We start from the raw sequence: 26,547 nt of genomic DNA, 5'->3' as shown, positions 1-26,547 counted from the left end.
CAATATCTTAACAAAGTGACGATGTAAATAAACATTTGTCAAATGGGAAAATGTTTATGCCGAAAACCAAAAAGCCCGCGAAGAGTTAGGCAACGCTCCCAGGCTTAGTTAATTAGATTCGGAAGCGATAGCCCGCTCCCCATATGGTTTCAATATACTGTGGATTGGAAGGATCCTGCTCCACTTTCTCTCGCAGCTTGCGGATATGCACGGTCACTGTGGCGATCTCCCCCATGGCATCCATGCCCCACAGAAGATCAAACAATTGCTCCTTGCTGTATACCCGATTGGGATTCATTGCTAGATGAGTCAGCAGATCGAATTCTTTGGTCGTGAACATGACCTCCCGCTCATTCACAAACACGCGCCGCGCTGTTTTATCAATCATCAACCCGCGAATGCGAACCTCATCATTCTTCGTCTCACGACGTCCCATCAACCGTTCGTACCGGGCCAAATGGGCCTTCACTCTAGCTACCAGCTCACTTGGGCTGAACGGTTTGATCATGTAATCATCGGCACCAAGGCCGAGTCCGCGTATCTTGTCGATGTCTTCTTTTTTAGCCGAAACCATGACGATTGGAATATCCTTCACACTCCGAATACGTCGGCAAATTTCAAAACCATCCATAATCGGAAGCATAAGATCGAGTATCACGAGATCATAGTCGATCGACAGCGCCCGCTCCAACCCACGTTCGCCACTCGTTTCAATATCAACCTCATACCCGTTAATTTCCAAATAATCACGTTCTAGCTCGGCAATGCTTTGTTCATCTTCTACGATTAAAATCCGACTCATGTTTCGCTTCCCTTCCCCTGATAAAGTGGTAAGGCCATAAACACGGTAGTGCCCAGCCCTAACACGCTAGTCGCACCAATGCGCCCGCTATGCTCTTCAATGATTTGCTTCGCAATTGCCAGTCCTAGTCCGCTGCCTCCTGTTGCCGTATTGCGTGAAGGATCTGCGCGGTAGAAACGGTCGAAAATATGCGGAAGCGCCTCCTCCGAGATGCCCTGACCATTGTCCTTGATTTGAATAACGGCGAATTCATCCTGTCGCGACACACTTAACGTAATCTGACAGTTGCTTTCATCACTGTATTTAATTGCATTCTCTATTATGTTTAGAAGCACGCGTCGAAGCTTATCGCGATCTGCAGTAACCAGTATCGGCTCTTGTGGCAGATCGGCAAGTGTAAACTGGACTCCTTTTTTCTCCATATCAAATTGCAATTCCTGCGTACAATCCTGCACGTAGTTCCCTAGATCGACGGTCTCGAATTGAAAAGGAACTTTCCCCAGATCCAACTTGGAAAATAGAAATAGCTCATCAATCAGCCGATCCATATCCGCCGCTTTGTTATAAATGGTTCGTATATATTTATCCAGCTTATCCGGCGAATTCGAAACACCGTCCATGATGCCTTCCACATAACCTTTGATCGCAGTGACTGGCGTTTTTAAATCATGCGAAATATTCGAAATAAGCTCCTTGCGGTTCTCCTCATATTGGAGTTGAAGCTCCACGGATTTCTTGAGTTTACGGCGCATTTCTTCAAAAGCAACGCTGAGCTCGCCAAGCTCATCCTTGCGATGTGGGACGATTTCGAAGTCCAAGTTGCCTTCTTTAATGTCTTCAGCCGCTCGTTTTAACGCACGTAACGGCCTTATAATGCTCCGGGAAACGAAGTAGGTCAACACGCCATTGGTAGCGATGAGTATAAATATAAAAGTTAAAAAAACCGTTTTGGAGAATTGGTGTAAATATTTCTGAAAAGGACCGCCATCTAGAAACACGAATACCGTTCCTTTACTCTGATCCGAAAACAAAAAATCCTGCTGTCTAGTTATCCACAGGGAACCTTGATTACGCTGAAATTTCCCTGGTGGTGTACCATAAAGTGGGAGCAGCGAGGTGTCACCAGCTTCTTTATCTTTGAGATAGGAAGATAAATACGTAATACTTTGATCCTTCCGAATGATCAGCCCCATATTGATTTTGTGAAAACGCTCGTTCAAATCCTTCACAAACGTTTCCTGTAGAAAAGCATCGGGATCCGTTTCAATCTTGGCCTTGATATAAGCAACATTTTCCGCTTCCTGATCGACGACGCGCTTAATGGGATTGCCATGCGAAAAGTCGACATCAAAACCGGATTTCAAGCTTCCGAAAGTGGCGATGCTGATCAGAATGACGGCTAGCCCAAAGAGCACAAGCGGTACAAGCAGCATGGCAATATAGGATAGGACTAGCCGTACGCGAATCGACATCGGGTCAGAGCTCCTTTTTATCAAACAAATAATAACCTGCTGTAAAAAATAGTATACTGCACGCTGTCAAAAACATAAAGATCGAGAAGATCTTGCTCGTCACCATCGAACCGCCGACCCAAAGCATATGCCAATCCATGTAGGCTGTTGGTGAGTAAGTTGCGATTTGTGGGAGGAAGAACGCCGCTACTTTGAATGCCAAGTATAACAGGATGCTGACCGTCAGCGCCGAGCTGCTGCTCGAGAAAAACTGCGCCAGACATACCGCGGCGACACTCAATGCTAGCAGGGGTACAAAGGCAGCGCCGTAGGCGAGCAACCAATTGCCGATTGTGCCTATCCCACCGAAATGCTGAAATAATAATGCGGAGAGTATCGATGCGACGAGGGCCACGACTAAATATAGAGCAATATAGATGGCCAGCGCTAATTGTTTGGATGCGAATACTTTAAAGCGGGAGAGTGGTCGGGTTAGGATATTTTTCATCGTGCGGTCCCCCATCTCACCGGAGAACACATCCGCGGCACCCATGAACACGAACAGAGGCAGGAAAATCGTCGTAAACAAGCCCAGCATGACGATGGGGAAATCCTTCGCCGAGATCGCACCGATCCCAATACCATCCTGGAACCTCGAGAGCAGAATACCTGCTAGAATGGGTAGCAGCAAGGTGACCGCTAGAAAGAAGATCGTTTTCTTTTTGTAGGCAAGTTTCAACGTCTCATTCCATACATTGGCTGTTAAAATACTAGGCATTAGCGGCAAGCCCCCTAACTTCTTGAATTTCCCGTAGGTAAGCGGCTTCCAAGGATGGGCTGCCATTGATTAAATCGGAGACGAGTCCCTCACGGACGAGCTTCCCTTGATGGATAATGCCAATGCGATTGCACATCAGCTCCATTTCGTGGATGAGGTGAGAGGAGATTAAAAACGTGATCCGTTCTTCTCGTGCTAGCCGCAGGATGATTTCACGAATATGAACCATCCCCTCGATGTCGAGACCGTTCGTCGGTTCATCGAGAATGAGAAGTTCCGGCTTTGAGAGCATCGCGGCCGCCAGTCCGAGCCTTTGCTTCATGCCCAGTGAGTAACCTGCTACCTTTTCATGCTGGAAAGGGGTTAAATCCACGATCTCGAGCACTTCGTCTATTCGCTGCTTGCTCACACCTGGATACAACCGCGCTGCTTGCTCCAGATTCCGTCTGCCGCTCATGTAGGTGTAGGCTTCTGCCGTTTCGATTAATACGCCAACCTTCGCCATCGCTTGCTCATACTGTGTTTTCACGTCGTAGCCAAACAGCTTTACCTGACCTTGCTGCGCCTGAGATAGGCCAGTCATGATCTTCATGACGGTTGTTTTCCCCGCTCCGTTTGGCCCAAAGAAGCCATATATATCACCACGCTGCACCGTCATATTCACTTGATGGATGCCGCGGAGGTTACTAAATATTTTCGTTACATTACTGAGTTCCACAACGTGTTTCATGCCGTTCCGCCTTTCAATAGGGAAATGGGGAGGAGGGCCGAGGTTGACGGCTCCCCCTTTGGTGCTTATTAGTGCTTGTCGCCCCATTTTTTGTGGCCCGACATCTCATCGAATTTCACGTTCTCTACTTGCTTCCCGCTCAAATCAACCGTATCCGGTGTTGTCGAGTTCAAGCTGGACAATGTCATGTCAATGCGAAGCACAACATCATGTTCGGCACCTTGCTCATCTTTACCAGACAAATGAATTTGTGCCGATTGACTCGTAATGTGGTCGTCTCCATCCACGCTCGCATTCACTTCCACTTCATCCATAGAAATATCGGAAGAAAGCTGCGGCAGGCTGTTCCTTAATGTCGTGAGATCAATCCCCAGCGTGTTCGCTTTGGTTGGCATTGGCTCATCTTTGGCCATCGTGCCATGTTTGATGACTAGTGAACCTACGGTATTCACAATCGGAGAGATCTGGCTGCCGGAAAGCTTGAAATGAATTTCCTTCCCGTTACCCGCTGCGTCGTCCATCGTGACATAATTTTTCAAGTTGCCGACTAGGGCATCCACCACATTTTCCACTTCGCTGATGACTTCTGGGTCTGCGGTATGGTTGCCGTTGTTATGTCCTTTGAACTTCGCTGGCGCGTTGTCACCTTCAATGACTTTGTAAACATCAGAATCGGCTGTTTTGATAATCTGCTTGCCATCTTGGCTGAAGAATTGAATCGTTTGTTGCTCATTAGTGCCATTAATTACATTCACTTGTGCACTTCCAGCGTGGTCGGTTCCGCCGGTTTTGATCGTTGATTTGACTTGGAGCAAGGATGCTCCATTGTCTTGCAAAGACACATTTACTTGGCGTGTTACGTTCGTAATCGTCGCTGTTTGTTTTACCGCTGTTTTGAACGCTTCATATCCGGGAGCCTCTCCCACACCTGCATATACGGAAGTCACTAGCATCATGCTGCCAACTGCTACACCTAATCCCAACATCGCTAACTTCTTATTCATCTCGTCCTGCCTCCGCGTAATCCATACGCTTTCTCTAATTTGGCTGCGCCTTGCGCTTCCATATTGACTATCTTAGCCCTCAAGAGTTAATTGCCACTAAACCGCCTATTAACACCTCCTAAAACAATTCTTAAATATTTCTAAACTGGTGGTAAGAGCGTTTTGGGCGTTAACTAGTTAGCAGTCATGGTCCAGCTAATATTGCATTGTCCCTCAAAATGAACAATAGATGTAAAAAGTACATGAGGGGCGGACCCGGCGCGGGGAGTTAGGTATACCAGTAAAATAAAAAGCCGCCTCCTGAGTATCGAACCGTCAGTGGGCAGCCTATATAAGCCTATATATAAACTAATATTGTTTCGTTTTTTCATTCATTTTGAGCATACCAGAATGGAGAACCTTCACTTTCACCGTAATGTTACCGAGCTCATAGTCACTAATTGGTTTTTCACCATAGTTGGTTAATTTCGCCCATACTTTGAACTCATCTCTATACAAAACATGCTCTAAAGAATACACATCAATGCTGAGGCTTTTACCAAGCTTAAATGTCTGCTCAACCTCCTCCTTGATTTGATTGGAAACTAATTTTTCCAACTCCATCTCATTGATCTCTTCAAAAATTTCAGCAACGCCAATGGGTGCTTTAATCTCAACATCGAAGATGGCTTGCCCTCCCTGCGTTCGTACCTTGATATGAGACTTCGGTTTGCTATTCACAGTTTGAACTGCCTTCCCCTCTCTATACACAACGATCGGAGTACGACTCGTATATTTATTTAACCATCTAGCACCAATAAATTGCTTTTCAGATAACCATTCTAATTTATTTTGCTTGTTCATGGTATAAGCGCCGTTCACTCTTAGTTTCGGATCTGGCTTTTCATTTTTGGCCCATACCTTTTTTTCGATATCTAGCGTGGGGAGCATCACGGTATACCCAGGTTCACGTAATTTAGAAGCCACCCAGAACAAGCGATGCGGAGTAATGAACGAATGTTGACGATAAGTTTCTACCGGTTGCATTAAAATAGAGTTTACAGGTGAGACATTAAAGAAGGGGATCACGGAGAAAATGGCCTCGATCGACTCATCCGTGCTGTACACCCATTGCGTAAACCTCGTTTCACTATACCGAACGGACCCGTCTGTATATTTACCAATCCCTTGATCTAGTGCACTCTTTGAGAACAAATATGCACCCACATGGCCCCAAAAAACGCGCTGCTGAGATGTGCGATAAAGCTTATTAAACGCATCGCTTACCGTTGTTCCTTCCTCTTTACCAACCCAAATTAAAGGCGGTTGCGAAGATTGCCCCCCTTCTTGTTTCGCCACGCTGGCGAAATCCAGCATTTGTCCATAAACAATGTATTTCCCATCTTTAAAATCAAAACCAATCGCCGTCATGTAATTCGTATCTTGAATGGTTTTCATATCCCAACAGCCTGTTTGGCTAATCAATACGACTACGCCCGCAACCAATTTCAACAGAGCTGTTTTCCTCATGAAGGTCCCCCGCCTTGCCGGGTGTCATCTTTCGGACTGAGAGCATGCGGTCGTCGTCTTAACTTCTTCCAAGGCTTGGCCAATAAAGAGGTGATCATTTCCCCGAATTGAGGAGGCGAGAGTGGAGATAGATAGGGTACTCCAAACGACTCGAGCGTAGACATGAAGAGAATAAGACCCATGAGAGAGATCATGAAGCCGTAGATACCAAACACAGTGGAAATCAAAAGAATAACGATACGTAATACTGTAATTGTACCGGCGAGAGATTGATTAACCAGCGTGTACATCGAGATTGTGGACAAGGAAGTAACAACCAGCGTTGTAGGACTAGTAATCCCCGAGCGGATCGCCGCATCCCCAACAATTAAACCACCTACTACTGTGACGGTTTGTCCAACAACTTTAGGCAATCTGGCACCCGCTTCTCTGAACAATTCAAATAACATCAGCATAACGATAAAATCCATCGGTCCGGATAAAGGCAATCCTAACCTTGAGGAGGAGATGGTGGCCACGAGTTGATACGGAATTTGATCTAAATTAAAACTGGAAACCGAAATCCACAATCCAGGTAATAATACCGAGATCAGCAAACCTAGCACTCTCAGTATTCGCTCAAATGCGACGAAATAGAAGGGATTATGAACATCTTCAGGAGAGTCTAAAATAAAGCTCAAGGAAGCTGGCGCAATGAGTGCCATCGGCGAGCCGTCTACGATGACCGCAAATCGCCCGCGAAGCAGGCTGTCCGCCACAAAGTCTGGTCTCCCCGTATAATTTAACAGCGGAAATAAAGAAAAAGCTCGCCCTGATAAGGCATCATTGAGCTGCGCACTGCTAATAACCGCATCGACATTAATCGTTTGCAATCGGTCTCTCGCCTCTTGGATAATCGACTCGTTGATGACGTCGCCTAGATATAATAAGGCAACTACTGTGTTGCTTTTTCGCCCCAAATGTATCTTCTCACAGCATAAGCTCGGTGTGGCCAACCGTTTGCGGACTAGGGCGATATTTGTGATTACTTCTTCCGTAAATCCATCGCGTGGTCCTTTAATGGAAGTTTCCGTACTAGATTCTTCGGGAGAACGATTTGGAGGTGCAGCAATATCCATGGCATATATAGCTTGGGTATTTTCAAAAAATAAGATCAGTTGTCCCGCATAAACAGCTAATTTCATGTCGGATATCATTTGATTACCCGTCAACTGCACCAGTTGCAGCATCGAGCTTACATCCATAGCGTCTTCATTTCGATTAAAATCACTTTCAACAAAAGCCTGCATCTTAGGCAGTACGAGACCATTAATCATGTCGGTCCTTACCATGCCTTCGCAATACAGCATCGTAACACGCTCGGTCATTTCCCCGTACGTCACTGGATATGTTTTGATAATGATGTCGTCCGAAAGAGCAAACCATTCACGGAAATCTTGCTCATTCACAAAGCATCCTTCTCCTTTCGCCGTATAGGCAGCATCGCGACTACAAGCAAGAACGACAGCAATACCAAGCCAACTGCAAGCATGACTGTATAGTGATAGTTTTGCAGCCACAGCACCATTTGGTTATCAGATATGGGGTACATGCATAGACCTAGCAGACCTAAACTAATCCAAATGAGGATGTGCGTTCTGGTCGATTTCTTCTGCACTTTCAACATATCCACAATAATGAACATCAATATCGAGGTACGCATGCAGGCACCAGAAATCCATTGAAAAATAGATAGAAAGTCCAAGTGGGAAACATATTTCCCAAGTGTCACCATTCGCCATTGTTCAAAAGCTGGGAACCGTATATCTGCCGCCTCGAAAGGTCCAAATATGGCGATCGCTCCGGTTAAAGGACCAATTGTAAGCCCAATTACACAAGTGGACAGAATCAACAATCCTCGTAATCGGATACGGGTTCGAACATGATGCTGTATAACGAGAATACTCAAAATCTCGAAGGAAGCACTGCAGGTTAGAAGCACACAAATGAAAGTCGGACCATACCCATGTGTAAAAAGTGGCGTGAGCAGCGTGTAATCCTTATATTGAAAGTTCGCCCCCATTACAAAGTAACCAAGGACAATAACAGCTGGTAACAAGATACCCGATGTAATCGCAATCGCTTTAATTCCTTCTCTTGCCGCGAAGAAGCAAAATACAATAAACAACAACATAATCAGAAATACAGGAGTTCTTGGAAGATAAGTAATATGGGTCCACATGGTTACATCTTTGATGGTAACCACGGCATGCGTAAAACAGATCAATATGAAGATCAATTGAACGAAATACGTCCCCCATTTTCCCACTCTCATTCTGATCCATTCGATCAACTCTCCCTGTTTCGTTCGTCTCACGAGGAAATAGATCAGACAGGCCATCATCAGCATGGGGATAAGCGCCAATGTGGCCCCTATCCAAGAGTCCCTCTTCCCGTAGTGCAGCAGCACAGGGATAAGCAGGACATGATTCGTTATCGCAATCGAAATGATTACAATACAATATAGTTGAAGTGTAGTTATCCGATTTTTTACTGGCATAAGGTTCTCCCACTTTGATATGAGGTGAATATATAACAACGGTATCGTTAAGTTTTCCCGCAACTGGGAATTTATGCGTATAAACACAACAAAGCCGCCTCCCGTGGGTCGGAAGGCGGCTTATGCGGCCGATTACATTAATAGAATGTTGCCAATATGATAACCAACAAAATGTACAATACCAGTACAACTGCTGTGCTGGAGTATCCAACGTTTGACATGGTTAGTTCCCCCTTCCGCCTGCTATACCTGATCTTGGTTGCTCCATATATTCTATGTTAGGCAGGGCGGATGGGTATGGACGGATGTCTATTTATCGGGAAGAAAAGGGGTTAATTCACCTAGAAAACAGACATCCAGATAGTGAAGTGCCCGGGTGCAAGCCGTGTAAAACAGCTTGCGTTCCTTCGCCTCCGCGTAGACAGCCGCTCCGGCGTCGTAGAGAATAACCGCGTCGAACTCGAGCCCTTTGGCGAGGTACGCCGGCAGGATCATCACGCCTGCTTCGTAGTGCAGCGTGTCTTTGCTGATCCGCGCGAGCTCCGGCAGCAGCGGCTTCAAGCGCCCGTGCGCAGACTCCGTCTCGCGCTCGGTCTTGCAGATGATCGCGATGGAGCTTGCGCCGCCATCGCGTCTCAATGCCGCCGCCTCTGCGACGAGGCGGATCAGATCTTGCTCGCTTGCTGCGCGCAGCAAGCGCGGCTCTTCGCCGCTGCGGCTGAACGGTTCCACCGGTTCGCCGCCCGGCAAGACCTGACACGCGAATTCGGTGATCTCGCGTGTTGAGCGGTAACTCTTGACGAGACGGATCGTCTCGGTCTCGTCTTCCCCCATCAGCTCGCTAATCGAGCTGTAGGATTGTTCTTGCTGCGTGGCGTCTGATCCCCCACCAGCACTGACGAGCTCGCTCACATTCGCGTTCGCGTGTGTGAAGATCCCTTGATTCCAATCGCCGAGCAGTGTGAAGCGGGCGCGTGGGAACATCTTCTTCAAATAGGCATAGTGAAAAGGTGAATAATCCTGCGCTTCATCGACCAAGCAATAACGAATCGTACCCACACGCAGTTGGCCTTCGACGAGTCCTTTCAAATACACAAGCGGTGTTGCATCCTCATAGCGCAGATGGCCTTGCTCTAGCGCTTGCACTGTAAAGGTGCTGATCGTCGCCCATGCTTCAGGCAGAGGCTGACCAGCACGCTTCACCAGTTCATGTTGAAGGCTCGTATCCGTAAACAAGGCTTGATACATGCCGAGCACGTCAACATAGGCTAATTTCTGTGCTTTTTCGCGGAGCGGCGTGATCGCTTTGTGCGCTTTGACTCTGCTCATTTTCTTCATCTCGGGCTCTGAGCCCATGTATTTCGGCTCACGCACAAGTTTGCGATAAAACCGCTTCTGCACATCCGCTTGAAACACGTCCAGCTGTTCCAATATCCATTCTGACAGCTGCTCCATGCGCTCACCGATAGCAAGAATCGAAGACTTACCGTAGAATCGTTCGCTCAACTCCTCTGCGGTGATCAACACCTTCTTACCCACAGCCAAGTCAACGAATCGGATCCCGCCTTCTTTGAGCTTATCCCCATAGGCTTCAATCACACTTAGGAAAGCCTCGGAAGTTTTGTAGGTAATGCTCTGCAATCGTGCAGCGTACAAAGGATCCTGTTCGGTACCTGTCAAAATAAATTCGAGCTGATCATACGGATCCTCCAGCTTCAGTCCGGTATCCGTTAATTTATGTGTTAAATAATCTTGGAAGGTCGTTTGCTGCATGGTCGCTTCCCCCAGCTCTGGCAGAACGCGAGAAACGTAATCGCTGAACAGCGAGTTCGGCGAAAAGAGGATCATATTATCGGCACTAAGTGTCGTCCGATACTTATAGAGCAAATACGCGATGCGCTGCAGCGCAACGGACGTTTTGCCGCTGCCCGCCGCGCCTTGGACGACCAGCACCTTGTGATGATCATCACGGATAATCTGATTCTGTTCACGCTGAATCGTGGTCACGATGGAGCTCATCTTCTCATCCGCGCTGCGGCTGAGCATCTTCTGCAGCATCTCATCACCGATCGAGATGCCCGTATCGAACACATCCTGCAGCTCCCCAGCTTTGATGATATATTGGCGCTTGAGCCATAGCTCGCCGCTTACGTCCATCTCTGGCGTGCGGTATGTCGCCGGACCCGGCGGATAGTCATAGAACAAGCTGGCAATCGGCGCTCGCCAGTCATAGATGAGAATTTCATCGGTCTTACTGTCGATGAACGACGTCAAACCGATATAGATTTTCTCCCGCTCCTGCTCGCCCTTCTCTTGAAAATCTATCCTGCTGAAATAGGGCGCATCGACCACACGCTCTAGCTTACGCAAAGCATCCTGTGCTAGCCGGTAGCTGCGCTCCTGCCCTTGCAGCACATGCTCCTGCTGAGCCATACTCGCAGCCGTTTCAATCAAATCATCGTCATTGTCAGCATTGACGGAAATATCGTCCCAGAAGCTACGGCCAATCGCCGTCGCTTCCGATCTCCGATCATCTACTGTTTGGCGTAGTTCTATAATACGCCGCTGAATATTAGATCGCACCACAGAGACGCGCTGCGCTTCCTTCTCTCGTTCTTCATTCCCTATCGCCATGGTTCAGTCCACTCCACTCCCAATGATTTCTATATTTTAAAGATACACGTTCTGAATGACTTCTTCAAATTCCGGTTCTTCCATATGTACATCATCCATATCGCCCCAACTGCTCACAATCCGAAGAACGTCCATCGCCTTCAGCTCTTGTCGGTTACACGCAATCGTCAGCCTGTTCGATTCTTGTGCGATCACACGAAACGGCAGCTCCCAGCTATCCGGCACTTGAATCGCCCCCCGATAGGAAACCTTCATCATCGTAGGTAGCCCAATACGATCTCTCAGCTCGTCTATGGAACCATCATAGCCGATTTGCCCATGATTAATGACAATAACTCTTGGGCAAAGCTGCTCAATATCATCCATGTCATGCGTCGTTAACAAGATCGTTTTCCCGAAATCCCGATTCAGTGTCTGTAGGAAACCGCGGATATTTCTTTTGGCTACCACATCCAGGCCGATCGTAGGCTCGTCCAAGAACAAAATATCCGGATCATGCAGCATCGAAGCTGCCAAGTCGGCTCGCATTCGCTGTCCGAGGGAGAGTTTGCGAACGGGAGTATCTAGAATCTCTTTTAAATCGAGCAGCTCCGTCAATTCACCTAATCGTCTGTGCGCATCCGCCGCTTCTACGCGATACATCGCGAGGAGGATTTCGTAGGAATCCTTCACAGGGAGATCCCACCATAGCTGGCTTCGTTGTCCAAAGACAACACCAAGCTGTCTAACGACCTGCTTCCGTTGTTTCTGCGGGCTTTTGCCATGAATCAAAACCTCACCAGAGGTGGGGTGCAGGATGCCTGTGAGCATTTTGATCGTCGTCGACTTCCCCGCCCCATTTGGACCAATATACCCGACGAACTCCCCGGTCTCAATCTCGAAGCTCACATCGCGCACGGCTTCTTTCTCTTTATACTGCCTGGAGAATAAAGTCCTAAGCCCCGAAACCATGCCTTCCTGGATGACGGGGGATTGAAAGGTTTTGCGTAAATGCTTGACCGTTATCATTAGGGCCTTGCCCTCCCTTTTGGTTAATATGATTAACTACCTGTACTTTGATAGCGAGAAAGTCCTAACTTCCAGAATCGCATGGCTAGCCAAAGAACAGCTGCAGCGACTATTAATGTGCCTAACAACATGCCCACGCCACCTTCATTCCTCAATACATAGAGGGCAGGAATGTAGTTGACGAAGCCTACTGGAACGAGCACTAGCAGCGCGCCTTGCAACCATTTGGGATAGATGCTAAGCGGATAGCGGGCTGCTGTTTGGGAGGCGTCCTCGGTCATATTTTGCAAAGACTCAATACGTGTGAGCCAGAAACCTGCAGCCGCCGTCGCCAGCCCAATGGCGAATAAAATCACAGCACCAGTGAGGATGATAAACCCCGTTAATGGAATAGCGATCCAGCCAATTTGCCCGCTCCAAATAAGCGCTTTCATTGAAATAATCAACAGGATCAAGCCTTGGCCGATTTCAGCAATGAGAATCCTTGAATTTTGGGTCATTAAGGCAAGCAACACAGGGACAGGACGAATCAGAATCGCATCCAGATCGCCGGACACGAGATATTTCTCCAGATGGTGCACATCGGAGGCGAGCGTGCGATAAATCGCTTTGGAAATCATCATCACCCCGTACAAGTAACTCACCTCATACAGTGTCCAGCCATGAATTTGGCCAAACTTCATCATCACCAGCGCCACCATCAGAAATTCAGAGATTTGAATGAACGAAGACATGAGGGTCGAGAACACAAAATTAAACTTATACTGCATGCGACTTCGGAAACTTGCCCGAATGAGCAGCATAAACAGCCGAATCGAGATCATCCGCCTTGCACCTCCAGCTTCTTGCGAACCACCTGGGTAACGGCCAAGCAGACACAAGTAAACCCGATGCCCCAAAGAATTGCACCTAGCACTACAGTGCCATGTTCAAGTCCAAGGTAGATTCGAGTTGGGTAATAGAGTAAATAGGGATATGGCGTGTACAAGCTAATGGTCCGAAGCCAGCCTGGCAGCCATTCCACAGGGATAAAAAAGCCAGATAACAGCATAGCGAACGAATAGTTAACCCAGTACAACCAACGGGATTCCGTCGTCCATAGGGCGGCTACACCAATTAAGTAATTCAAACAGATGGAAATATAAGAGGCCGTGACGAGTGAGAGAGCTGTCCATCCATACACCGAGGCGATCTGTGGCAGCTGTAAGGAGAAGATGAAGACATAGAGGACATAAATCGGAATGCTTTTATATAAAAATTGATACCACACTTGGCCCCATTCACGGCTCATCGCTTGATAAAATAAATGCACTGGCCGCATCAGATCGACCGCTATTTGACCCGTCCTGACCGATTGCTCGAGCCCGAGTCCATTCGTCGTAAACTGTGTAATCCACAGAATCGCCTGGTTAAAAGCAATGTAACTTACAATGCCTTTGGCACCGTATTCGCCTAGCGATGCATCGCTGCCTAAGCTGGTCCAGATGCTGGCATAAATAAAGCCGAACACCGCACTCACGGCATTATGCAGCAGATGCGAGCCACGATACTGCAAGTTCCTTGCGTACGCCTTGCGAGCCAAAACCGCGAAAAGCATAAAACACCTCCTGTTTTGTCATTCAAGATCCGTTTGACTTTTCGATTTTTGTGCAGTCGCCGCGTAGAGACGGAATCCCATATTACCAAAATAACCCTGCCCCTGGCAACCATTATTTCTTGCAGGGGCTGAAACGGATGATAATGGGATAATTAACTGTACAGTTTCCATTTAATCAGTTAATTCATTCCTTTTCCACGAAAATAGATGGAGGTTTTCCAGTTAATATAGCGCGAACGCCAAGTAGTGCGGGGGTATTTCTAATTGTTAGGTTGACTTAATCGTACTTAAACGCAAAAAATCCGCCTCCCAAGTTACACTCGAGAGACGGCCTATTATCCAATTTGCACTACTGCGCACTTGCCGGCTTTGCGTCCTGGCTGCCTTGCGCTTCAGACTGAGGAGCAGCGACAGGAACACCAAATTCAGCATTGTAGTCTGTTTGCGTACCTTTGGTCAAATAATCATGATCCAAATAAGTGGCCAGATACTGTTTACCGAACATCAAGTCATACTGCACATTCCGATAATCGGCGATGAGAGGTGCCGCGGATTCCGGAACCGTTGCATGCAGCTGTCCATCTTGATCGACAATCAAATTGCTAAGAAGTCCTGGCACTTGCTGTGCCAACTCGGCATTCAGAGCGAAATTCGCTGGCTTTTCCATATGAAGCATATCAAGGACATGAGCTCCTAAGAAGGAATCACTTAGCATGGGAATGTCTTGCTTCGGCATGTCAAAGTTGGACCATGTCACAAGTGGGATGCTGTGCATCTTCTTGATTTCTTCCAACGACCATTTGTTAGCATCACTTGTTGAAATGAAGCCTGCTTCTTTATACACCTGATAATCCATGCCAAGCATCGGTAAATGGTCACCATAAAAGACGATCATCGTCGGCTCATCTGAATCCTTGAAATGGTCAATCATCATTTGCAAGCTTTGATCCGCGTCATGTGCACCTTGCGTATACGTTTCTAGAATACTTTTGGCTTGCGCTGAAAGATCACCAGTTGCTTTGAACTGATTTTCTCCGTAGCGCGGATCATCATAGGGTCCATGATTTTGCATCGTTACGGTATAGATAAACATCGGATTTTCCGTTTTATCTACTTCACTAATCACGTTTCTTGCAACCTCGGCATCGGAGATGAAGTAACCTTTCGTTTCCGGATTGTCGAAGTGTTCACTACTCTTAAAGGATTCAAAACCAAGTTGCTTATAAACGTTGTTCCGATCCCAGAACCATCCTTCATACGAGTGAATCCCCATGCTCTTGTACCCTTTATCAGCAAAATAGCTAGCCAAACTTGGAACTGGCTTCGAAATATACTGTTGGTACGGAATGGATCCGCCAGGTAAGAAGCTCATTGAGTTTCCAGTCAATACTTCAAATTCCACGTTGCTCGTACCGCCACCATATTGTGGAGACAGCAAATAACCAGAACTAGACTCCTGCTGCAAACGGTGAATTGTCGGAAGTGGGTCTTCGCTGAACGTTACATTCTCTAGTAGGGTAGGATCCCAGAATGCTTCGCTCATGACGAAAATAACATTGGGCTGTTTCCCGTCAGCAAGAGTAGCTTTCGCTTTACGGACGCCTGTATCCTGTTGCACAGAAGCAGCTTGCACAGTAGCTTGTTGAATATTGGATGCTGCCGCAGCCAGTGCTTGCTCACTGTAGGTATCCGGCTTCTGTACGATCGAGTTCTTCACATTGAGTGTGAAGGCAAGCGTTAGACCATTGTTTGCGTAGTTTTGCTGCTGATCCCAAACAATCTCATTGACACCTGCGTGGTCTAAGATTTTACCAGCTAACGGTGTTTTGATCCCAAATGCATACAAGGCATAGAGCGAAAAAAGCCCTAAACCGATTCGAGCGATAACAGGTATGGTAACACGCGGGATCACCCATCGAAGCGCAAGAACGATGAGAATCATAGCTGCTACAGCACATATTCGAATTAAAGCAGCTTTACCTGTTACTAATGAAGCAATGTCCATACTTTCTTTGTTCAGCAATATATCCCAAGGGAAGAACGGCTCCCCGATCATTTTCACTTTCATATACGAGATAATTGCCATCAGACCCAGTATGAAGGTCGTAATGGATCCAGAAATTGCCAAAGACCCTACAAGGGCATAAATGAAGGCCAACAGACAGAAGGTTAACCCTACATTTAACATAAATAATGGTTGATTACCTGTCATCCACTGCATGGTTTCAGGGAAATTACCACGTTCAAGAAATTCCATACCAACAACAGACAAAATTGGTAAACCGATCATAAATAAAACTAATGAAATCGATGCTCCCAGACGACTTGAGCTCTTTTCACTCGAAAGACGCTTCCGGGGCTTCAAATTCAAGTGCATCTTACATCACTCTCCTCATGCCCCTAATTGTAAATGTCAATTGTGAAGGAATTATGTAGCTAACCTTAATATAACCTTAACAATTCCAGTTTATGTAAATTACTTCAAACCGGCTAACCAAGCTGCAAGTGCTTTCAATTCCTCTTCCTTCATCGTGACCTGGAACGGTGGCATCCCGCCACCACCCTTTTGTATCCGTTTTACAATTTCAGCTTCCGTGAGGCGTTCTCCCACTTTTTGAATATTTGGGCCTTGCCCACCTTGTAATTGATTACCATGACAGGAGATACAATAATTTTGATACAGCTTTGGAACATCTGCATTGGCAGAAACACTCGCACTCGGTGTTGCCGATGGTTTATCTCCACAAGCCGATAAACTTATTGCTGCAATCAGCAAGAAGCCGCCAACAAGGCCTACTCTCATATTCATGTGCGCAAACTCCTTCAATCTCTTTTCTCTCATCATACCAGAGCGTGGATTGGAAAAGAAAGAAGAGCCGCGTGCACCATCATATAAGCAGCCTTGATTTCTCTACCAACAAGGCTTCTCATATGATTATTATGGTCCAAATCGCGGCTTTTTATAGGTGCATCACATCATTTATCTGATATTTTTACGCCAATTTAAGACGAATCACATTCCAAGAAGCCTTACCAAGAACAGCCTCAATTTGTCCATTCGTCGAGATCGTCGCATTCCCTGCGGAATGTGGCTTCACACGATCGGGCGCTTCCAACGTATTCGAAGCCTTGAGATCCTCATGCTCCAATACGATATGCTCCTTGATGTGAAAGCCGCCGCCGAAGCTGCGGAGATCCATCTCTAAAGGGAGTGCTTCTGTCAAATTACGATTCACTGCGAAAATAGTTAACTCTGATGCGTCCTCGTTGTGCACGGCAACAGCCTCGAGATAAGGTACGTCCGTGTAGTCCTTCGCGTCATACATCGGTGACTTAATGAGTGGTACGAGAACCGTTCCACGGCCGAATACACTTGCATGCAAATAAGGATAATATATTGTTTGCTTCCACGCGGCGCCGCCATTCGCGGTCATAATTGGAGCAATCACATTAACCAATTGAGCCAAGCAAGCCATTTTGACACGATCCGCACGTTTCAGCATGGAAATTAGCATACAGCCAACAAGAAGCGCATCTTCATGATTATAGATGTCCTCCAGCTGTGGCGGTGCAATGGACCAAGGCTCGATTTTACGATCAGCATCATTTGAGTGATACCACACATTCCATTCATCGAAGGAAAGATTGATCTTCTTCTTGCCGCGCTTTTTGGCCTGAACGTAGTCAGCCGTAGCAATCACGGTATGAATGAAGCGGTCCATGCCTAGGGATTGCGCTAGGAAATTCGCAGAATCTTGATCGCGGTTGCCATAGTACTGATGGAGTGAAATATAATCAACATGATCATACGTATGTTCGAGAACCGTTGCTTCCCAATCTGGGAAGGTAGGCATGAGCAAGCCCGAACTGCCGCAAGCGACAAGCTCGATCGAAGGGTCGACCCACTTCATCACTTTCGCTGTCTCACAGGCGATGCGGCCATATTCCACTGCCGTCTTAGTTCCGGTTTGCCACGGACCATCCATTTCGTTGCCTAAGCACCACGTTTTGATGTTATGAGGTGTACGGTAGCCATGAGAAATTCGCAAATCACTCCAATAAGTACCGCCGGTGATGTTGCTGTATTCAATGATATCCCTTGCCTCATCAGGGCCGCGAGTTCCTAGATTCACAGCCATCATGGCATCCGTGTTCGCTTTGCGGCACCAGTCCATAAACTCATTAAGGCCGATCAAATTCGGCTCAATCGTGCGCCAAGCAAGGTCAAGACGTCTTTTACGCTGATCCACAGGTCCGATGCCATCCTCCCAGTTATAACCCGATACAAAGTTCCCACCGGGATAACGAACAATCGGCACATTCAGACCTTTAACTAACTCCAGCACATCTCCGCGAAACCCTTGTTCATCTGCTTGTGGATGTCCGGGCTCATAAATCCCACCATACACTGCACGTCCCAAATGCTCAATAAAGGAACCATACAACCGTGGATCAACTTCTCCTACTTTAAAATCCTTGTCAATAATCATGCTTGCTTTCATAGACATTTAGCTCACCTCATCATATAATTAATAAAAATATAAATTAGTTAATATAACTATTATGTATAGCTCATATTAAACAACAAAAAAGGATGAAGATCAAGACCTTTCACCCGTTTTTGTTGCATTCATATTTATGTTAATCAGAGGATACGAAAGTAGGCGTTGAAGATATGATTCACACGACAACAGACCGCAAATGGCTACCCCTATATGAAGCGTTAGCTAGCGATGTGCGGCTGCACATTTTGGAGTTATTGGCTGAGGAAGAGATGAATGTGAAGGATTTGGCGCAGCGTCTTTCCCTAAGCAGTGCGATCGTGACAATGCATGTCAAAAAGTTAGAGACCGGCGGTCTCATTCATACGAAGCTCGTTCGTAAGCAAGGAGGTACACACAAAATCTGTACATTGGCGCTCGCGCGCATCGACATTCAACTCCCACAATCCACAGAACAGCAACGATTATTCAGTGAAGTATCTGTTCCTGTAGGTCACTATACGCGCTATGAAGTACACCCAACTTGCGGTTTAGCTTCAGCTGAGCGATTGATTGGTCAGTTTGATGACCCCCGATTCTTCTTCGAGCCAGAGCGCATGCATGCCAAAATCCTTTGGTTCGCCAAGGGCTTCGTTGAATATCGGGTCCCCAACTATATGCTTCCCGGTCAGACTTTGGAGGAAATCGAAATCTCGCTGGAAATCGGCTCGGAGGCACCGGGTATCGCAGCCAATTGGCCATCCGATATTCACTTTTATGTCAATGATACACTGCTCGGCTATTGGACAAGCCCAGGCGATTCCGGCGCTGGGCGCGGTCTTCTTACCCCATCTTGGTGGTCGGACTATACGAATCAGTATGGTTGGTTGAAGGTTCTTCGTATCACCGAAGAGGGGACATTTCTCGATGGACAACTGCTTTCCACCGTTACAATTCAAGACCTTCCCCTCTCACGCAACGAGTGGACCTTACGACTAGAAGTACCCGATCATGCCGAGCATGTCGGTGGATTGACGCTGTATGGCGAAGGCTTCGGCAACTACAATCAGGATATTCGGTTTCGCACATACCGGAAGTAAATGGCGAATAACTAAGCATACGAAAGGGGAACAAAGTGACACCCATCACTCTTGCTCCCCTTCCTAAACTCGGCATAATCGGACTCCATTACTGGATTGATTTAAGCACTATGAACATTGCGAACTTTTCCCTCAGTAGCTCCTAGAGGGTCAATGCTATTCGTCCGTCCTTCTGCCGAACGCAAATACTTCTTTCGCCGCCAGCGGATAGCCACCAGAATACCACGAAGATACTCATCGCACATCATCGCTATGTAAATACCGGTTAGCCCTAAACCGTAATGTAAACCCAGCACATAGGAGAGACCCGCAGCAACGCCCCACATCGAGAACAGCGAAATCACCATATTAAAACGGGTATCACCAATCGCATTGAGTGCATTACCAAAGCCCATATTGACCATTCGGCCTGGCTGCAGTACCGCTGTCAGCACTAAACAAGAAAGGGCTAGCTCAATGATCGCTTTGTCTGAACTGAAGAAGCCTAAGAAGCTTTTCCCGATGATTAAAAGAAGAATGCTGTTGCACATAACTAAGCCCAGCCCAATCCACGTGCCGCGGTAGCCTGCTTTGTACGCCGCCTGCGTTTGCCCAGAACCGAATAGATGCGCAATCTGGATTTGTGCGGATAACGCAATCGAATAACCTAACATGAAGCAGATCGATTCTAGTGTATTCATATACGTTCTAGCGGCCAAAGCTGCAGCACCCATCGTTGCCAAAAAACTATAAATCGCGAGCTGCGACAGCACCCAAGACGACATATTGACGCCGAGCGGCCAGCCAATTCGGATAATCTCACTAAACAGCTTCCGGTTAAAGACACCAAGATCACGCCATCTAATCCTTCGCTCAAAGACCGAAACAAACATGTAGAGAAGCAAACAAGTCGCAAGTAACCGACTTAGTAACGTTGAGATCGCAACCCCCGTTAAGCCTAGCTGTGGAAATCCGAAAGCACCATTGATCCAAGCGTAGTTCAACATAACATGGATCACATTCATCCCGATCGCGATAATCATCGGTCCCTTCGTGTTTCCTGTATTCCGAATCGCCGTGCTGAGTGTAGCTGTTAATGCCGTCAATACCATGCCACTGCCGACAATTGAAATATACGTATGTGCCAGCGGGATTAACCGCTCTTCTAATTGAAACAGCCTCGCAAGTGGAACTGCCTCTACGTACAGGATCACACTGAGAATCGCACCAATAAGTCCGCTTATCGTAACTGCCATAATACCGACTGTTCGTGCAGATTCCTGCTGCTTAGCCCCAATTTTCTGCGCTATGAGAATACCTGCACCACTTGCCACGGTCATGAATAATATCATAACCGCTTGAAAGATCTGGTTCGCTAAGCCAACGACCGCTACCGCATCGTCTGAAACGCGGCTTACCATAAGCGTATCAACAGCTCCCAAAAGCAGTTGCAGCAGTAATTCTACGAATATTGGCCATGCCAGGAACCATAACGAATATTTATTTTTCTCAGCCTTCATGTACACGGCACCATCCAGTATGATTCTCTATTTATTATGAAAATGAAACTTAGTAGTCAGTTCAAATTATAGCTGTTATAGTTGAGTTCATGTATCAACATCGCAACTGAAACTTATACAATTCCAACTTTTATGATGGATTAAAGCAGGTGACTTTCATGGCATTTCTTGAGATTACAATCCCTCCTCTGCCCCACTATATCACGAGTGGGTTGAACGCTATTCCAAAGGGAGGGCAGCACCCTAGTCGTAGCAACATCCAAGTCTTTGATCTTCTTATCACCATTTCCGGCTGCTTCTACATCGGTGAGGATGATGCCAGATTCGAGGTTGGGTCAGGACAAGCCGTCATTTTGCGGCCGGACCGTTATCATTTCGCGACACAGGTATGCTCCGAGATAACTCACACCTATTGGCTGCATTTTCATGTAGGCGGTGCATGGGAGTTGATTAATCCTGCTGCCGTTGCCCCTGTCTCCTTGGAGGATCCGGCTCCGGAAGAAGCTGTGGTAGAAGCTTTCGCCGTGGAACCCTTCACGATGCGTATTCCACAATTCACGACGCTGCAGCACCCTGAGAAAATGTACGAGATCTTCGACCAGCTTTTGCAGCTGCAGCCTCGTGCGCATGTGAGCAGTGTTCGTTTTGCTCAACAGCAGCTATTCCAAGAAATCCTGTATCACCTTGCCGCGTCTGGTGAAACGGATCATGCCTCTGCCTCCAGAGCTTGCGCTGAGAAAGCAGCCTCGTACTTAAGGCAGCATTTTCGTGAATCGGTTTCAGCTAAACAACTGGGGGACGAGCTCAATTTCCATCCTGTATACATAGCTCGCTGTATGCAAAAAGAGTACGGCTGCTCCCCTATCACCTACCTCCTGAAATTAAGAGTGGGGCACGCCAAGTTGCTGCTCTTGCAAACGGAATTACCCATTGCTCATATTGCTCAGGAAGTTGGTTTTGAGCAGGCTGCTTATTTCGCCGCTAGCTTCACCAAGCTGGAAGGGATGTCGCCTCGTAGCTATCGGCAGCAGTTTTCACAAGGGATCTAGATGCTTGGGGATCGATCCATTTATGCTATACTGAGAAAAAAAGGATAAGGAGTCCTCATCATGGCAACCCCCTTACATTGGAAAAAGTCATTATGGATACTCTGGGGCGCGAACTTCTCCATTACGTGTGGCATGAATCTGGTTCTTCCTTTCTTACCTCTCTATATCGGGGAGTTAGGTGTTCATGACCTTGATGATATTGTCCGTTGGACAGGCTGGATCGTGGCTGCCCAATTCATCACTTCCTTTTTGACCCAGCCGCTATGGGGAGCCATCGCAGATCGACGCGGGCGCAAAATCATGCTGCTTCGCGCCGGATTCGGGATGGCCATCGTAACAGCACTTATGGGCATCGTCACATCGCCCTGGCAGCTCTTATCGCTGAGGTTGCTGAACGGATTCTTCTCCGGTTTCATCTCGATGGCGGTTTCGTTACAAGCCTCTCTGACACCGCGTGAGCATTCAGGGAAGTCGCTTGGAACGCTGCAAACTGGCGCTATTGCAGGCACACTCATCGGCCCTTTAATTGGCGGTGTGCTGGCAAGCTTTCTCGGGTACCACCATGTGTTCTTCTTCACAGGCGGACTTATGCTGTGCGCTAGTCTCATCGTCATGGTGTTCATCAAGGAGGAACGGAAGCCCGCTTCTGACAAAAAGGTTAAACAGAAGACACAGTGGCGTTTGTTTCGCCCCTTATTGCCTGTTTTTGCCGCATCGCTGATCACTCAGATCGGAATGATGAGCATCGAACCGATCGTAACGGTGTATGCCAAGACCTTATACACAGGGGCGCACTTGGCTTTTTTTGCCGGACTTATCGTCGCGATTACCGGTATCGCCAATTTATTCGGAGCTCCTACATTGGGAAGGCTAGGTGACCGAATCGGTCAACGTATGACGCTGGTCATTGCCCTCGTTATGGCGGCAGTCGCCTTTATCCCGCAGGCTTTTGCCACTAATATCACGATGCTGTTGGTCGGTAGATTCCTGCTCGGGTTGTTCATCGGTGGCATGATTCCTTCGTTGAACGCACTGGTCATGAAGCTTGCAGCTCCAGAGATTCAAGGCACCGCTTACGGATTCAATACGTCCTCACTATTCCTTGGCAATCTAATCGGTCCCCTGCTCGGCAGTCATTTGGCTGCTGCGTACGGCTTCACATCCGTTTTCTATGTCACGATGAGTATTTTGCTAATCTGCGCGGTGTTCGTGTATGCGAATCGCAGCTTGGATGCAACCATACGGCCCAAAGAGGCGTAGAGAAATAAGGGTATTTGAGCATCTAAACTAATTAAAATGGAGGGTTACGATGAAACACGAAATTTTATATAAAGGCGCATTTCCTATGCTGCGTGTGCAGCTTGAAGCTGGTGAGAATATTAAAGCAGAAGCCGGTGCGATGGTCTCCATGTCCCCGAATATCGAGCTCAAAGGAACGGTGGATGGCGGGATCATGAAGGGACTCGGCCGCATGCTCAGCGGAGAGAAGTTCTTCTTTCAAGAATTGACCCCCAATCGTGGATCAGGTGAGGTCCTGCTCGCCCCTGCCGTGATCGGCGATATTGAGGCGGTCGAGCTAGACGGTTCGTATAAGCTCTATGTGCAGAAAGACGGCTTCCTTGCCGGCACCTCCGGTATCCAGGTGAATACGAAGATGCAGAATCTGATGAGCGGCTTCATGTCCGGCGAAGGTTTCTTCATCGTGGAGATCAGCGGTAGAGGCACTGTGTTCCTTTCTTCATATGGCGCGATTCATGCGGTTAACTTAAAACCAGGCGAGGAAGTGCTCATCGATAACGGACACCTTGTTGCTTGGCCGGATTATACGCAGTATACGATTGAAAAGGCCGCAAAAGGCTGGATTTCCAGCCTTACCAGTGGTGAAGGCGTCGTCTGCCGCTTCCGCGGCGAAGGCGTCGTGCTCATTCAAACGCGGAATCCGAAGAGTTTCGGCGGTTGGATTAAGCAGTTGCTGCCGGGTAGATAAGCAGCTGTCTTCAAAGAGGTGGCTGTCCCCAAAAGCCATAATTGGAATGGAAAAGGAGCTAAGCATGTTTGCGCTTAGCTCCTTTGTCTTTTTGTGGATGCCTTCAGGTATTATCATTGTACAGGCCAGTTTGGCCCCCTCTTTATTTCCCTTTATTTCCCCTTATTTCCCACAAAATCAACAGGAGAAAATCCAGTTATCTGATGAGCAGTGCCGATCATCTCATCATATCTATCTATTTTACCCTCTAGTCGTTCAAGTACCTTCTGCATATCTGCCATTCTTGTTAGGAGTTCTTTATGCTGCTCGACTAAGAGTTCTTTCCTAGTCTCCAACGTTTCGTCACCTTGTTGAAACAGTCGCACGTAGTCAATCAATGTTTCGACTGGTAGACCTACGCCTCGCATACATTTAATAAACTCAACCCACCTGCAGTCTTCTTCGGTATAGTCCCTAATTCCGCTGTTTTTACGGTTCACCCGTGGAATAAGTCCGACTCGTTCATAATAACGCAGCGTATCCTGCGATAACTCAAATTTCTCACTTACTTCAGCGATCAACATTTAGACTGCACCAACTACGCGATGTGGAACATATTGTTCTTCCAGTGACGAAATTTCTTCAAGGGTCAGCTTAAGCGAAAGCGCGTCTACCGCATCATCCAGATGAGACATTTTCGTAACACCGATAATTGGCGCTGTTACAGGTTCTTTCTGCAACAACCAGGCAAGAGCAACTTGCGCGCGAGGAACGCCGCGTTTCTCTGCGATTACTGCAAGGCGATCTACAATTAATCGATCCACATTGGCAAATGCGTCATACTTCATTCGCTGAGCCTGGTCCGTTTCGGAGCGATGCGTGGTTTCCGACCAATCACGCGTTAATCTTCCGGATGCCAGCGGACTGTATGGGATTACGCCGATTTTTTGATCCTTGCAAAGCGGCATCATCTCCCTTTCCTCTTCACGATAAATGAGGTTTAAGTGATTCTGCATCGACACAAATCGTGACCAGCCATTTTTCTCAGACACATGCAGGGCCTTTAGGAACTGCCAGGCGTACATCGCAGAAGCACCAATGTATCTTGCCTTCCCCGCTTTCACTACATCATGCAGAGCTTCCATCGTTTCTTCGATCGGCGTATGATAATCCCAGCGATGGATTTGATACAGATCAACATAATCGGTTCCCAAACGCTTAAGGCTCTTATCAATTTCACTCAGGATGGCCTTCCGGGAAAGACCAGCCCCATTTGGGCCTTGATGCATACGGAAATGAACTTTTGTTGCAAGGACAATTTCATCACGATTCGCATAATCCTTCAGTGCTCGTCCAACAATCTCCTCGCTTGTTCCATCTGAATAAATATTCGCCGTATCAAAGAAATTGATTCCAAGCTCAAGTGCTTTTTTAATAATAGGACGACTGTTCTCTTCATTCAGCACCCAAGGATGAGTCCACCGTTCTGCAACTCCAAAGCTCATGCAACCAAGACTGATCCGCGATACGTCCAAACCTGTATTTCCAAGCTTCACATAATCCATTTGATGAATCCTCTCTTTCCAGTAGCTCATAATTCTCACATGTTTAGTTTACTCTCTGGAGTTAACTCCAAGTCAAGCTTATAGTTCCCCTCTTAAGGATAGCTCGGAAGCTGTTGCCAAAATAATGGACGGTCCCTTGCGAACTGCCGTACGGCCAGCTTTGATCCTTTTTCAAAATTGACACAAATTAGTTAAAGTGATATGGTCAAAGCAACAAGACGTTCCGCTTTTTTTTGCGGGATGTCTTGTTGTACTTTTATGGATATTGTACATCTATTGTATTTACTTTGCGAAAGGGTGAGGTCTTATGTGATTCTGCTGTACATGCTAGAAAATCGACAATTTAGGGAGGAATTCTAAGTGATTCAGGTAAAGGAGTTTTTAGATACGGATGCGTCTTACGCGGAGACAAGAGCTAATCAGTTTTTAGCCGAATTGAAAGATGAGCAAATTGTTAATGTTTGCTATGGATCTATCTTGAAGTCATCTGCAAGCGGGGTGGGTTTTCAACGTAGTGCAATCCTTGTAGTTTATAAATCGGGAGAAAGTAATCCCAAGTAAACGAGGTGTTCACACTAAAATGGAGACCTTCTTTAAACTGCTCTCAGTCATCTCTACAGTTCTTCTTGCTGTATTCCTATTTTATTCAATCTTACAGAAGTATTGAAAAAATAGTTATTGAGAAAACCTCTATCGAAGCCATTCAGGGATGAGCGTCCGCGTTTAGAGGTAGGTTTTATCGCCAATAAGAAAGCGGTTTTCGGGAACCGAAAACGTATACTTTCTTATGTGGTAACAAAAATATTTTTTCGGAGGTTTTGTAAATGAGGCAATT

The 26,547-nt window shown here is 47.0% G+C and carries 24 protein-coding genes; 5 read left to right on the top strand and 19 right to left on the bottom strand.

Features of this window, described 5'->3' with window-relative positions; genetic code table 11:
• Positions 1-112 precede the first annotated feature (112 nt).
• The 16 genes from L6I86_RS28570 to arfA all read right to left on the bottom strand — a co-directional run bounded on the left by L6I86_RS28570 (position 113) and on the right by arfA (position 18,560).
• The gene (locus L6I86_RS28570; RefSeq protein WP_236291857.1) at positions 113-802 is read right to left on the bottom strand and encodes a response regulator transcription factor; all 690 of its coding nucleotides are present in this window, start codon (positions 800-802) and stop codon (positions 113-115) included.
• Positions 799-2,274, bottom strand: coding sequence for a sensor histidine kinase (locus L6I86_RS28565; protein ID WP_236291856.1), 1,476 nt, complete (start codon positions 2,272-2,274; stop codon positions 799-801). Before L6I86_RS28565 ends, L6I86_RS28570 begins: the two co-directional genes overlap by 4 nt.
• 4 nt (positions 2,275-2,278) lie before the next feature.
• On the bottom strand, positions 2,279-3,031 hold the full coding sequence (locus L6I86_RS28560; protein ID WP_236291855.1) for an ABC transporter permease: 753 nt from the start codon (positions 3,029-3,031) through the stop codon (positions 2,279-2,281).
• A complete protein-coding gene (locus L6I86_RS28555; protein WP_236291854.1) occupies positions 3,024-3,761 on the bottom strand; it encodes an ABC transporter ATP-binding protein in 738 nt (245 codons plus the stop codon). Before L6I86_RS28555 ends, L6I86_RS28560 begins: the two co-directional genes overlap by 8 nt.
• Positions 3,762-3,829: 68 nt before the next feature.
• Complete coding sequence (locus L6I86_RS28550; protein ID WP_236291853.1) at positions 3,830-4,765, bottom strand: hypothetical protein; 936 nt, start codon at positions 4,763-4,765, stop codon at positions 3,830-3,832.
• A 348-nt stretch (positions 4,766-5,113) separates the two neighbouring features.
• Complete coding sequence (locus L6I86_RS28545; RefSeq protein WP_236291852.1) at positions 5,114-6,274, bottom strand: Ger(x)C family spore germination protein; 1,161 nt, start codon at positions 6,272-6,274, stop codon at positions 5,114-5,116.
• Positions 6,271-7,722, bottom strand: a complete 1,452-nt coding sequence (locus L6I86_RS28540) for a spore germination protein (RefSeq protein WP_236291851.1) — start codon at positions 7,720-7,722, stop codon at positions 6,271-6,273. Before L6I86_RS28540 ends, L6I86_RS28545 begins: the two co-directional genes overlap by 4 nt.
• Positions 7,719-8,813, bottom strand: coding sequence for a GerAB/ArcD/ProY family transporter (locus L6I86_RS28535; RefSeq protein WP_236291850.1), 1,095 nt, complete (start codon positions 8,811-8,813; stop codon positions 7,719-7,721). The genes L6I86_RS28540 and L6I86_RS28535 overlap by 4 nt, the downstream gene beginning before the upstream one ends.
• Before the next feature lie 309 nt (positions 8,814-9,122).
• A complete protein-coding gene (gene helD / locus L6I86_RS28530) occupies positions 9,123-11,447 on the bottom strand; it encodes an RNA polymerase recycling motor HelD (protein ID WP_236291849.1) in 2,325 nt (774 codons plus the stop codon).
• Positions 11,448-11,483: 36 nt separating this feature from the next.
• Positions 11,484-12,455 carry an ABC transporter ATP-binding protein gene (locus L6I86_RS28525; protein ID WP_236291848.1) on the bottom strand — a complete coding sequence of 324 codons (972 nt, stop codon included), beginning with the start codon at positions 12,453-12,455 and terminating at the stop codon, positions 11,484-11,486.
• Positions 12,456-12,487: 32 nt separating this feature from the next.
• Positions 12,488-13,279, bottom strand: a complete 792-nt coding sequence (locus L6I86_RS28520) for an ABC transporter permease (protein ID WP_236291893.1) — start codon at positions 13,277-13,279, stop codon at positions 12,488-12,490.
• Entirely contained in the window at positions 13,276-14,052 is a 777-nt protein-coding gene (locus L6I86_RS28515; RefSeq protein WP_236291847.1) for an ABC transporter permease, read from the bottom strand. Before L6I86_RS28515 ends, L6I86_RS28520 begins: the two co-directional genes overlap by 4 nt.
• Before the next feature lie 18 nt (positions 14,053-14,070).
• Complete coding sequence (locus L6I86_RS28510; RefSeq protein ID WP_236291846.1) at positions 14,071-14,223, bottom strand: hypothetical protein; 153 nt, start codon at positions 14,221-14,223, stop codon at positions 14,071-14,073.
• Between the two features lie 178 nt (positions 14,224-14,401).
• Positions 14,402-16,342 carry an LTA synthase family protein gene (locus L6I86_RS28505; protein WP_236291845.1) on the bottom strand — a complete coding sequence of 647 codons (1,941 nt, stop codon included), beginning with the start codon at positions 16,340-16,342 and terminating at the stop codon, positions 14,402-14,404.
• 186 nt (positions 16,343-16,528) lie between these two features.
• Positions 16,529-16,861: a c-type cytochrome gene (locus tag L6I86_RS28500; protein ID WP_236291844.1), complete on the bottom strand. Its 333-nt coding sequence runs from the start codon at positions 16,859-16,861 to the stop codon at positions 16,529-16,531.
• Positions 16,862-17,045: 184 nt separating this feature from the next.
• Positions 17,046-18,560: an arabinosylfuranosidase ArfA gene (arfA, locus tag L6I86_RS28495; RefSeq protein WP_236291843.1), complete on the bottom strand. Its 1,515-nt coding sequence runs from the start codon at positions 18,558-18,560 to the stop codon at positions 17,046-17,048.
• Between the two features lie 167 nt (positions 18,561-18,727).
• Here arfA and L6I86_RS28490 point away from each other — a divergent pair, with 167 nt between their 5' ends.
• Complete coding sequence (locus L6I86_RS28490; RefSeq protein ID WP_236291842.1) at positions 18,728-19,633, top strand: ArsR/SmtB family transcription factor; 906 nt, start codon at positions 18,728-18,730, stop codon at positions 19,631-19,633.
• 101 nt (positions 19,634-19,734) lie between these two features.
• Here L6I86_RS28490 and L6I86_RS28485 read toward each other — a convergent pair whose 3' ends face one another.
• The gene (locus tag L6I86_RS28485; protein WP_236291841.1) at positions 19,735-21,132 is read right to left on the bottom strand and encodes an MATE family efflux transporter; all 1,398 of its coding nucleotides are present in this window, start codon (positions 21,130-21,132) and stop codon (positions 19,735-19,737) included.
• A gap of 158 nt (positions 21,133-21,290) precedes the next feature.
• Between L6I86_RS28485 and L6I86_RS28480 the strand changes: the two genes are divergently transcribed.
• From L6I86_RS28480 to L6I86_RS28470, 3 genes are read left to right on the top strand one after another with little or no spacing between them, the layout of a single operon-like run.
• Complete coding sequence (locus L6I86_RS28480) at positions 21,291-22,181, top strand: helix-turn-helix transcriptional regulator (protein WP_236291840.1); 891 nt, start codon at positions 21,291-21,293, stop codon at positions 22,179-22,181.
• A 60-nt stretch (positions 22,182-22,241) separates the two neighbouring features.
• Entirely contained in the window at positions 22,242-23,441 is a 1,200-nt protein-coding gene (locus tag L6I86_RS28475) for an MFS transporter (RefSeq protein WP_236291839.1), read from the top strand.
• A gap of 49 nt (positions 23,442-23,490) precedes the next feature.
• Positions 23,491-24,168, top strand: coding sequence for a TIGR00266 family protein (locus tag L6I86_RS28470; RefSeq protein ID WP_056608336.1), 678 nt, complete (start codon positions 23,491-23,493; stop codon positions 24,166-24,168).
• A gap of 152 nt (positions 24,169-24,320) precedes the next feature.
• Here L6I86_RS28470 and L6I86_RS28465 read toward each other — a convergent pair whose 3' ends face one another.
• Entirely contained in the window at positions 24,321-24,731 is a 411-nt protein-coding gene (locus L6I86_RS28465) for a MerR family transcriptional regulator (protein WP_236291838.1), read from the bottom strand.
• Positions 24,732-25,712, bottom strand: a complete 981-nt coding sequence (locus L6I86_RS28460) for an aldo/keto reductase (protein WP_236291837.1) — start codon at positions 25,710-25,712, stop codon at positions 24,732-24,734. It abuts the gene before it with no gap.
• A 360-nt stretch (positions 25,713-26,072) separates the two neighbouring features.
• On the opposite strand from L6I86_RS28460, the gene L6I86_RS28455 reads away from it, so the two are divergent.
• Positions 26,073-26,273, top strand: coding sequence for a hypothetical protein (locus L6I86_RS28455; RefSeq protein ID WP_056608318.1), 201 nt, complete (start codon positions 26,073-26,075; stop codon positions 26,271-26,273).
• Positions 26,274-26,547: the final 274 nt, after the last annotated feature.

It is taken from the genome of Paenibacillus allorhizoplanae (genome assembly GCF_927798215.1).
Taxonomy (GTDB): domain Bacteria; phylum Bacillota; class Bacilli; order Paenibacillales; family NBRC-103111; genus Paenibacillus_E; species Paenibacillus_E allorhizoplanae.
This window is presented reverse-complemented; position numbering and strand designations above follow the sequence as displayed.

Coding starts and splice junctions, on each gene's coding strand:
- L6I86_RS28555 (WP_236291854.1), bottom strand. CDS start 3,761: ATGAAACACGTTGTGGAACTCAGTAATGTAACGAAAATATTTAGTAAC.
- L6I86_RS28560 (WP_236291855.1), bottom strand. CDS start 3,031: ATGCCTAGTATTTTAACAGCCAATGTATGGAATGAGACGTTGAAACTT.
- L6I86_RS28550 (WP_236291853.1), bottom strand. CDS start 4,765: ATGAATAAGAAGTTAGCGATGTTGGGATTAGGTGTAGCAGTTGGCAGC.
- L6I86_RS28520 (WP_236291893.1), bottom strand. CDS start 13,279: ATGATCTCGATTCGGCTGTTTATGCTGCTCATTCGGGCAAGTTTCCGA.
- L6I86_RS28565 (WP_236291856.1), bottom strand. CDS start 2,274: ATGTCGATTCGCGTACGGCTAGTCCTATCCTATATTGCCATGCTGCTT.
- L6I86_RS28485 (WP_236291841.1), bottom strand. CDS start 21,132: ATGAAGGCTGAGAAAAATAAATATTCGTTATGGTTCCTGGCATGGCCA.
- L6I86_RS28465 (WP_236291838.1), bottom strand. CDS start 24,731: ATGTTGATCGCTGAAGTAAGTGAGAAATTTGAGTTATCGCAGGATACG.
- L6I86_RS28500 (WP_236291844.1), bottom strand. CDS start 16,861: ATGAATATGAGAGTAGGCCTTGTTGGCGGCTTCTTGCTGATTGCAGCA.
- arfA (WP_236291843.1), bottom strand. CDS start 18,560: ATGTCTATGAAAGCAAGCATGATTATTGACAAGGATTTTAAAGTAGGA.
- L6I86_RS28510 (WP_236291846.1), bottom strand. CDS start 14,223: ATGGAAACTGTACAGTTAATTATCCCATTATCATCCGTTTCAGCCCCT.
- L6I86_RS28475 (WP_236291839.1), top strand. CDS start 22,242: ATGGCAACCCCCTTACATTGGAAAAAGTCATTATGGATACTCTGGGGC.
- L6I86_RS28525 (WP_236291848.1), bottom strand. CDS start 12,455: ATGATAACGGTCAAGCATTTACGCAAAACCTTTCAATCCCCCGTCATC.
- helD (WP_236291849.1), bottom strand. CDS start 11,447: ATGGCGATAGGGAATGAAGAACGAGAGAAGGAAGCGCAGCGCGTCTCT.
- L6I86_RS28515 (WP_236291847.1), bottom strand. CDS start 14,052: ATGCTTTTCGCGGTTTTGGCTCGCAAGGCGTACGCAAGGAACTTGCAG.
- L6I86_RS28505 (WP_236291845.1), bottom strand. CDS start 16,342: ATGATCGGTTTACCAATTTTGTCTGTTGTTGGTATGGAATTTCTTGAA.
- L6I86_RS28480 (WP_236291840.1), top strand. CDS start 21,291: ATGGCATTTCTTGAGATTACAATCCCTCCTCTGCCCCACTATATCACG.
- L6I86_RS28490 (WP_236291842.1), top strand. CDS start 18,728: ATGATTCACACGACAACAGACCGCAAATGGCTACCCCTATATGAAGCG.
- L6I86_RS28570 (WP_236291857.1), bottom strand. CDS start 802: ATGAGTCGGATTTTAATCGTAGAAGATGAACAAAGCATTGCCGAGCTA.
- L6I86_RS28460 (WP_236291837.1), bottom strand. CDS start 25,712: ATGGATTATGTGAAGCTTGGAAATACAGGTTTGGACGTATCGCGGATC.
- L6I86_RS28470 (WP_056608336.1), top strand. CDS start 23,491: ATGAAACACGAAATTTTATATAAAGGCGCATTTCCTATGCTGCGTGTG.
- L6I86_RS28545 (WP_236291852.1), bottom strand. CDS start 6,274: ATGAGGAAAACAGCTCTGTTGAAATTGGTTGCGGGCGTAGTCGTATTG.
- L6I86_RS28535 (WP_236291850.1), bottom strand. CDS start 8,813: ATGCCAGTAAAAAATCGGATAACTACACTTCAACTATATTGTATTGTA.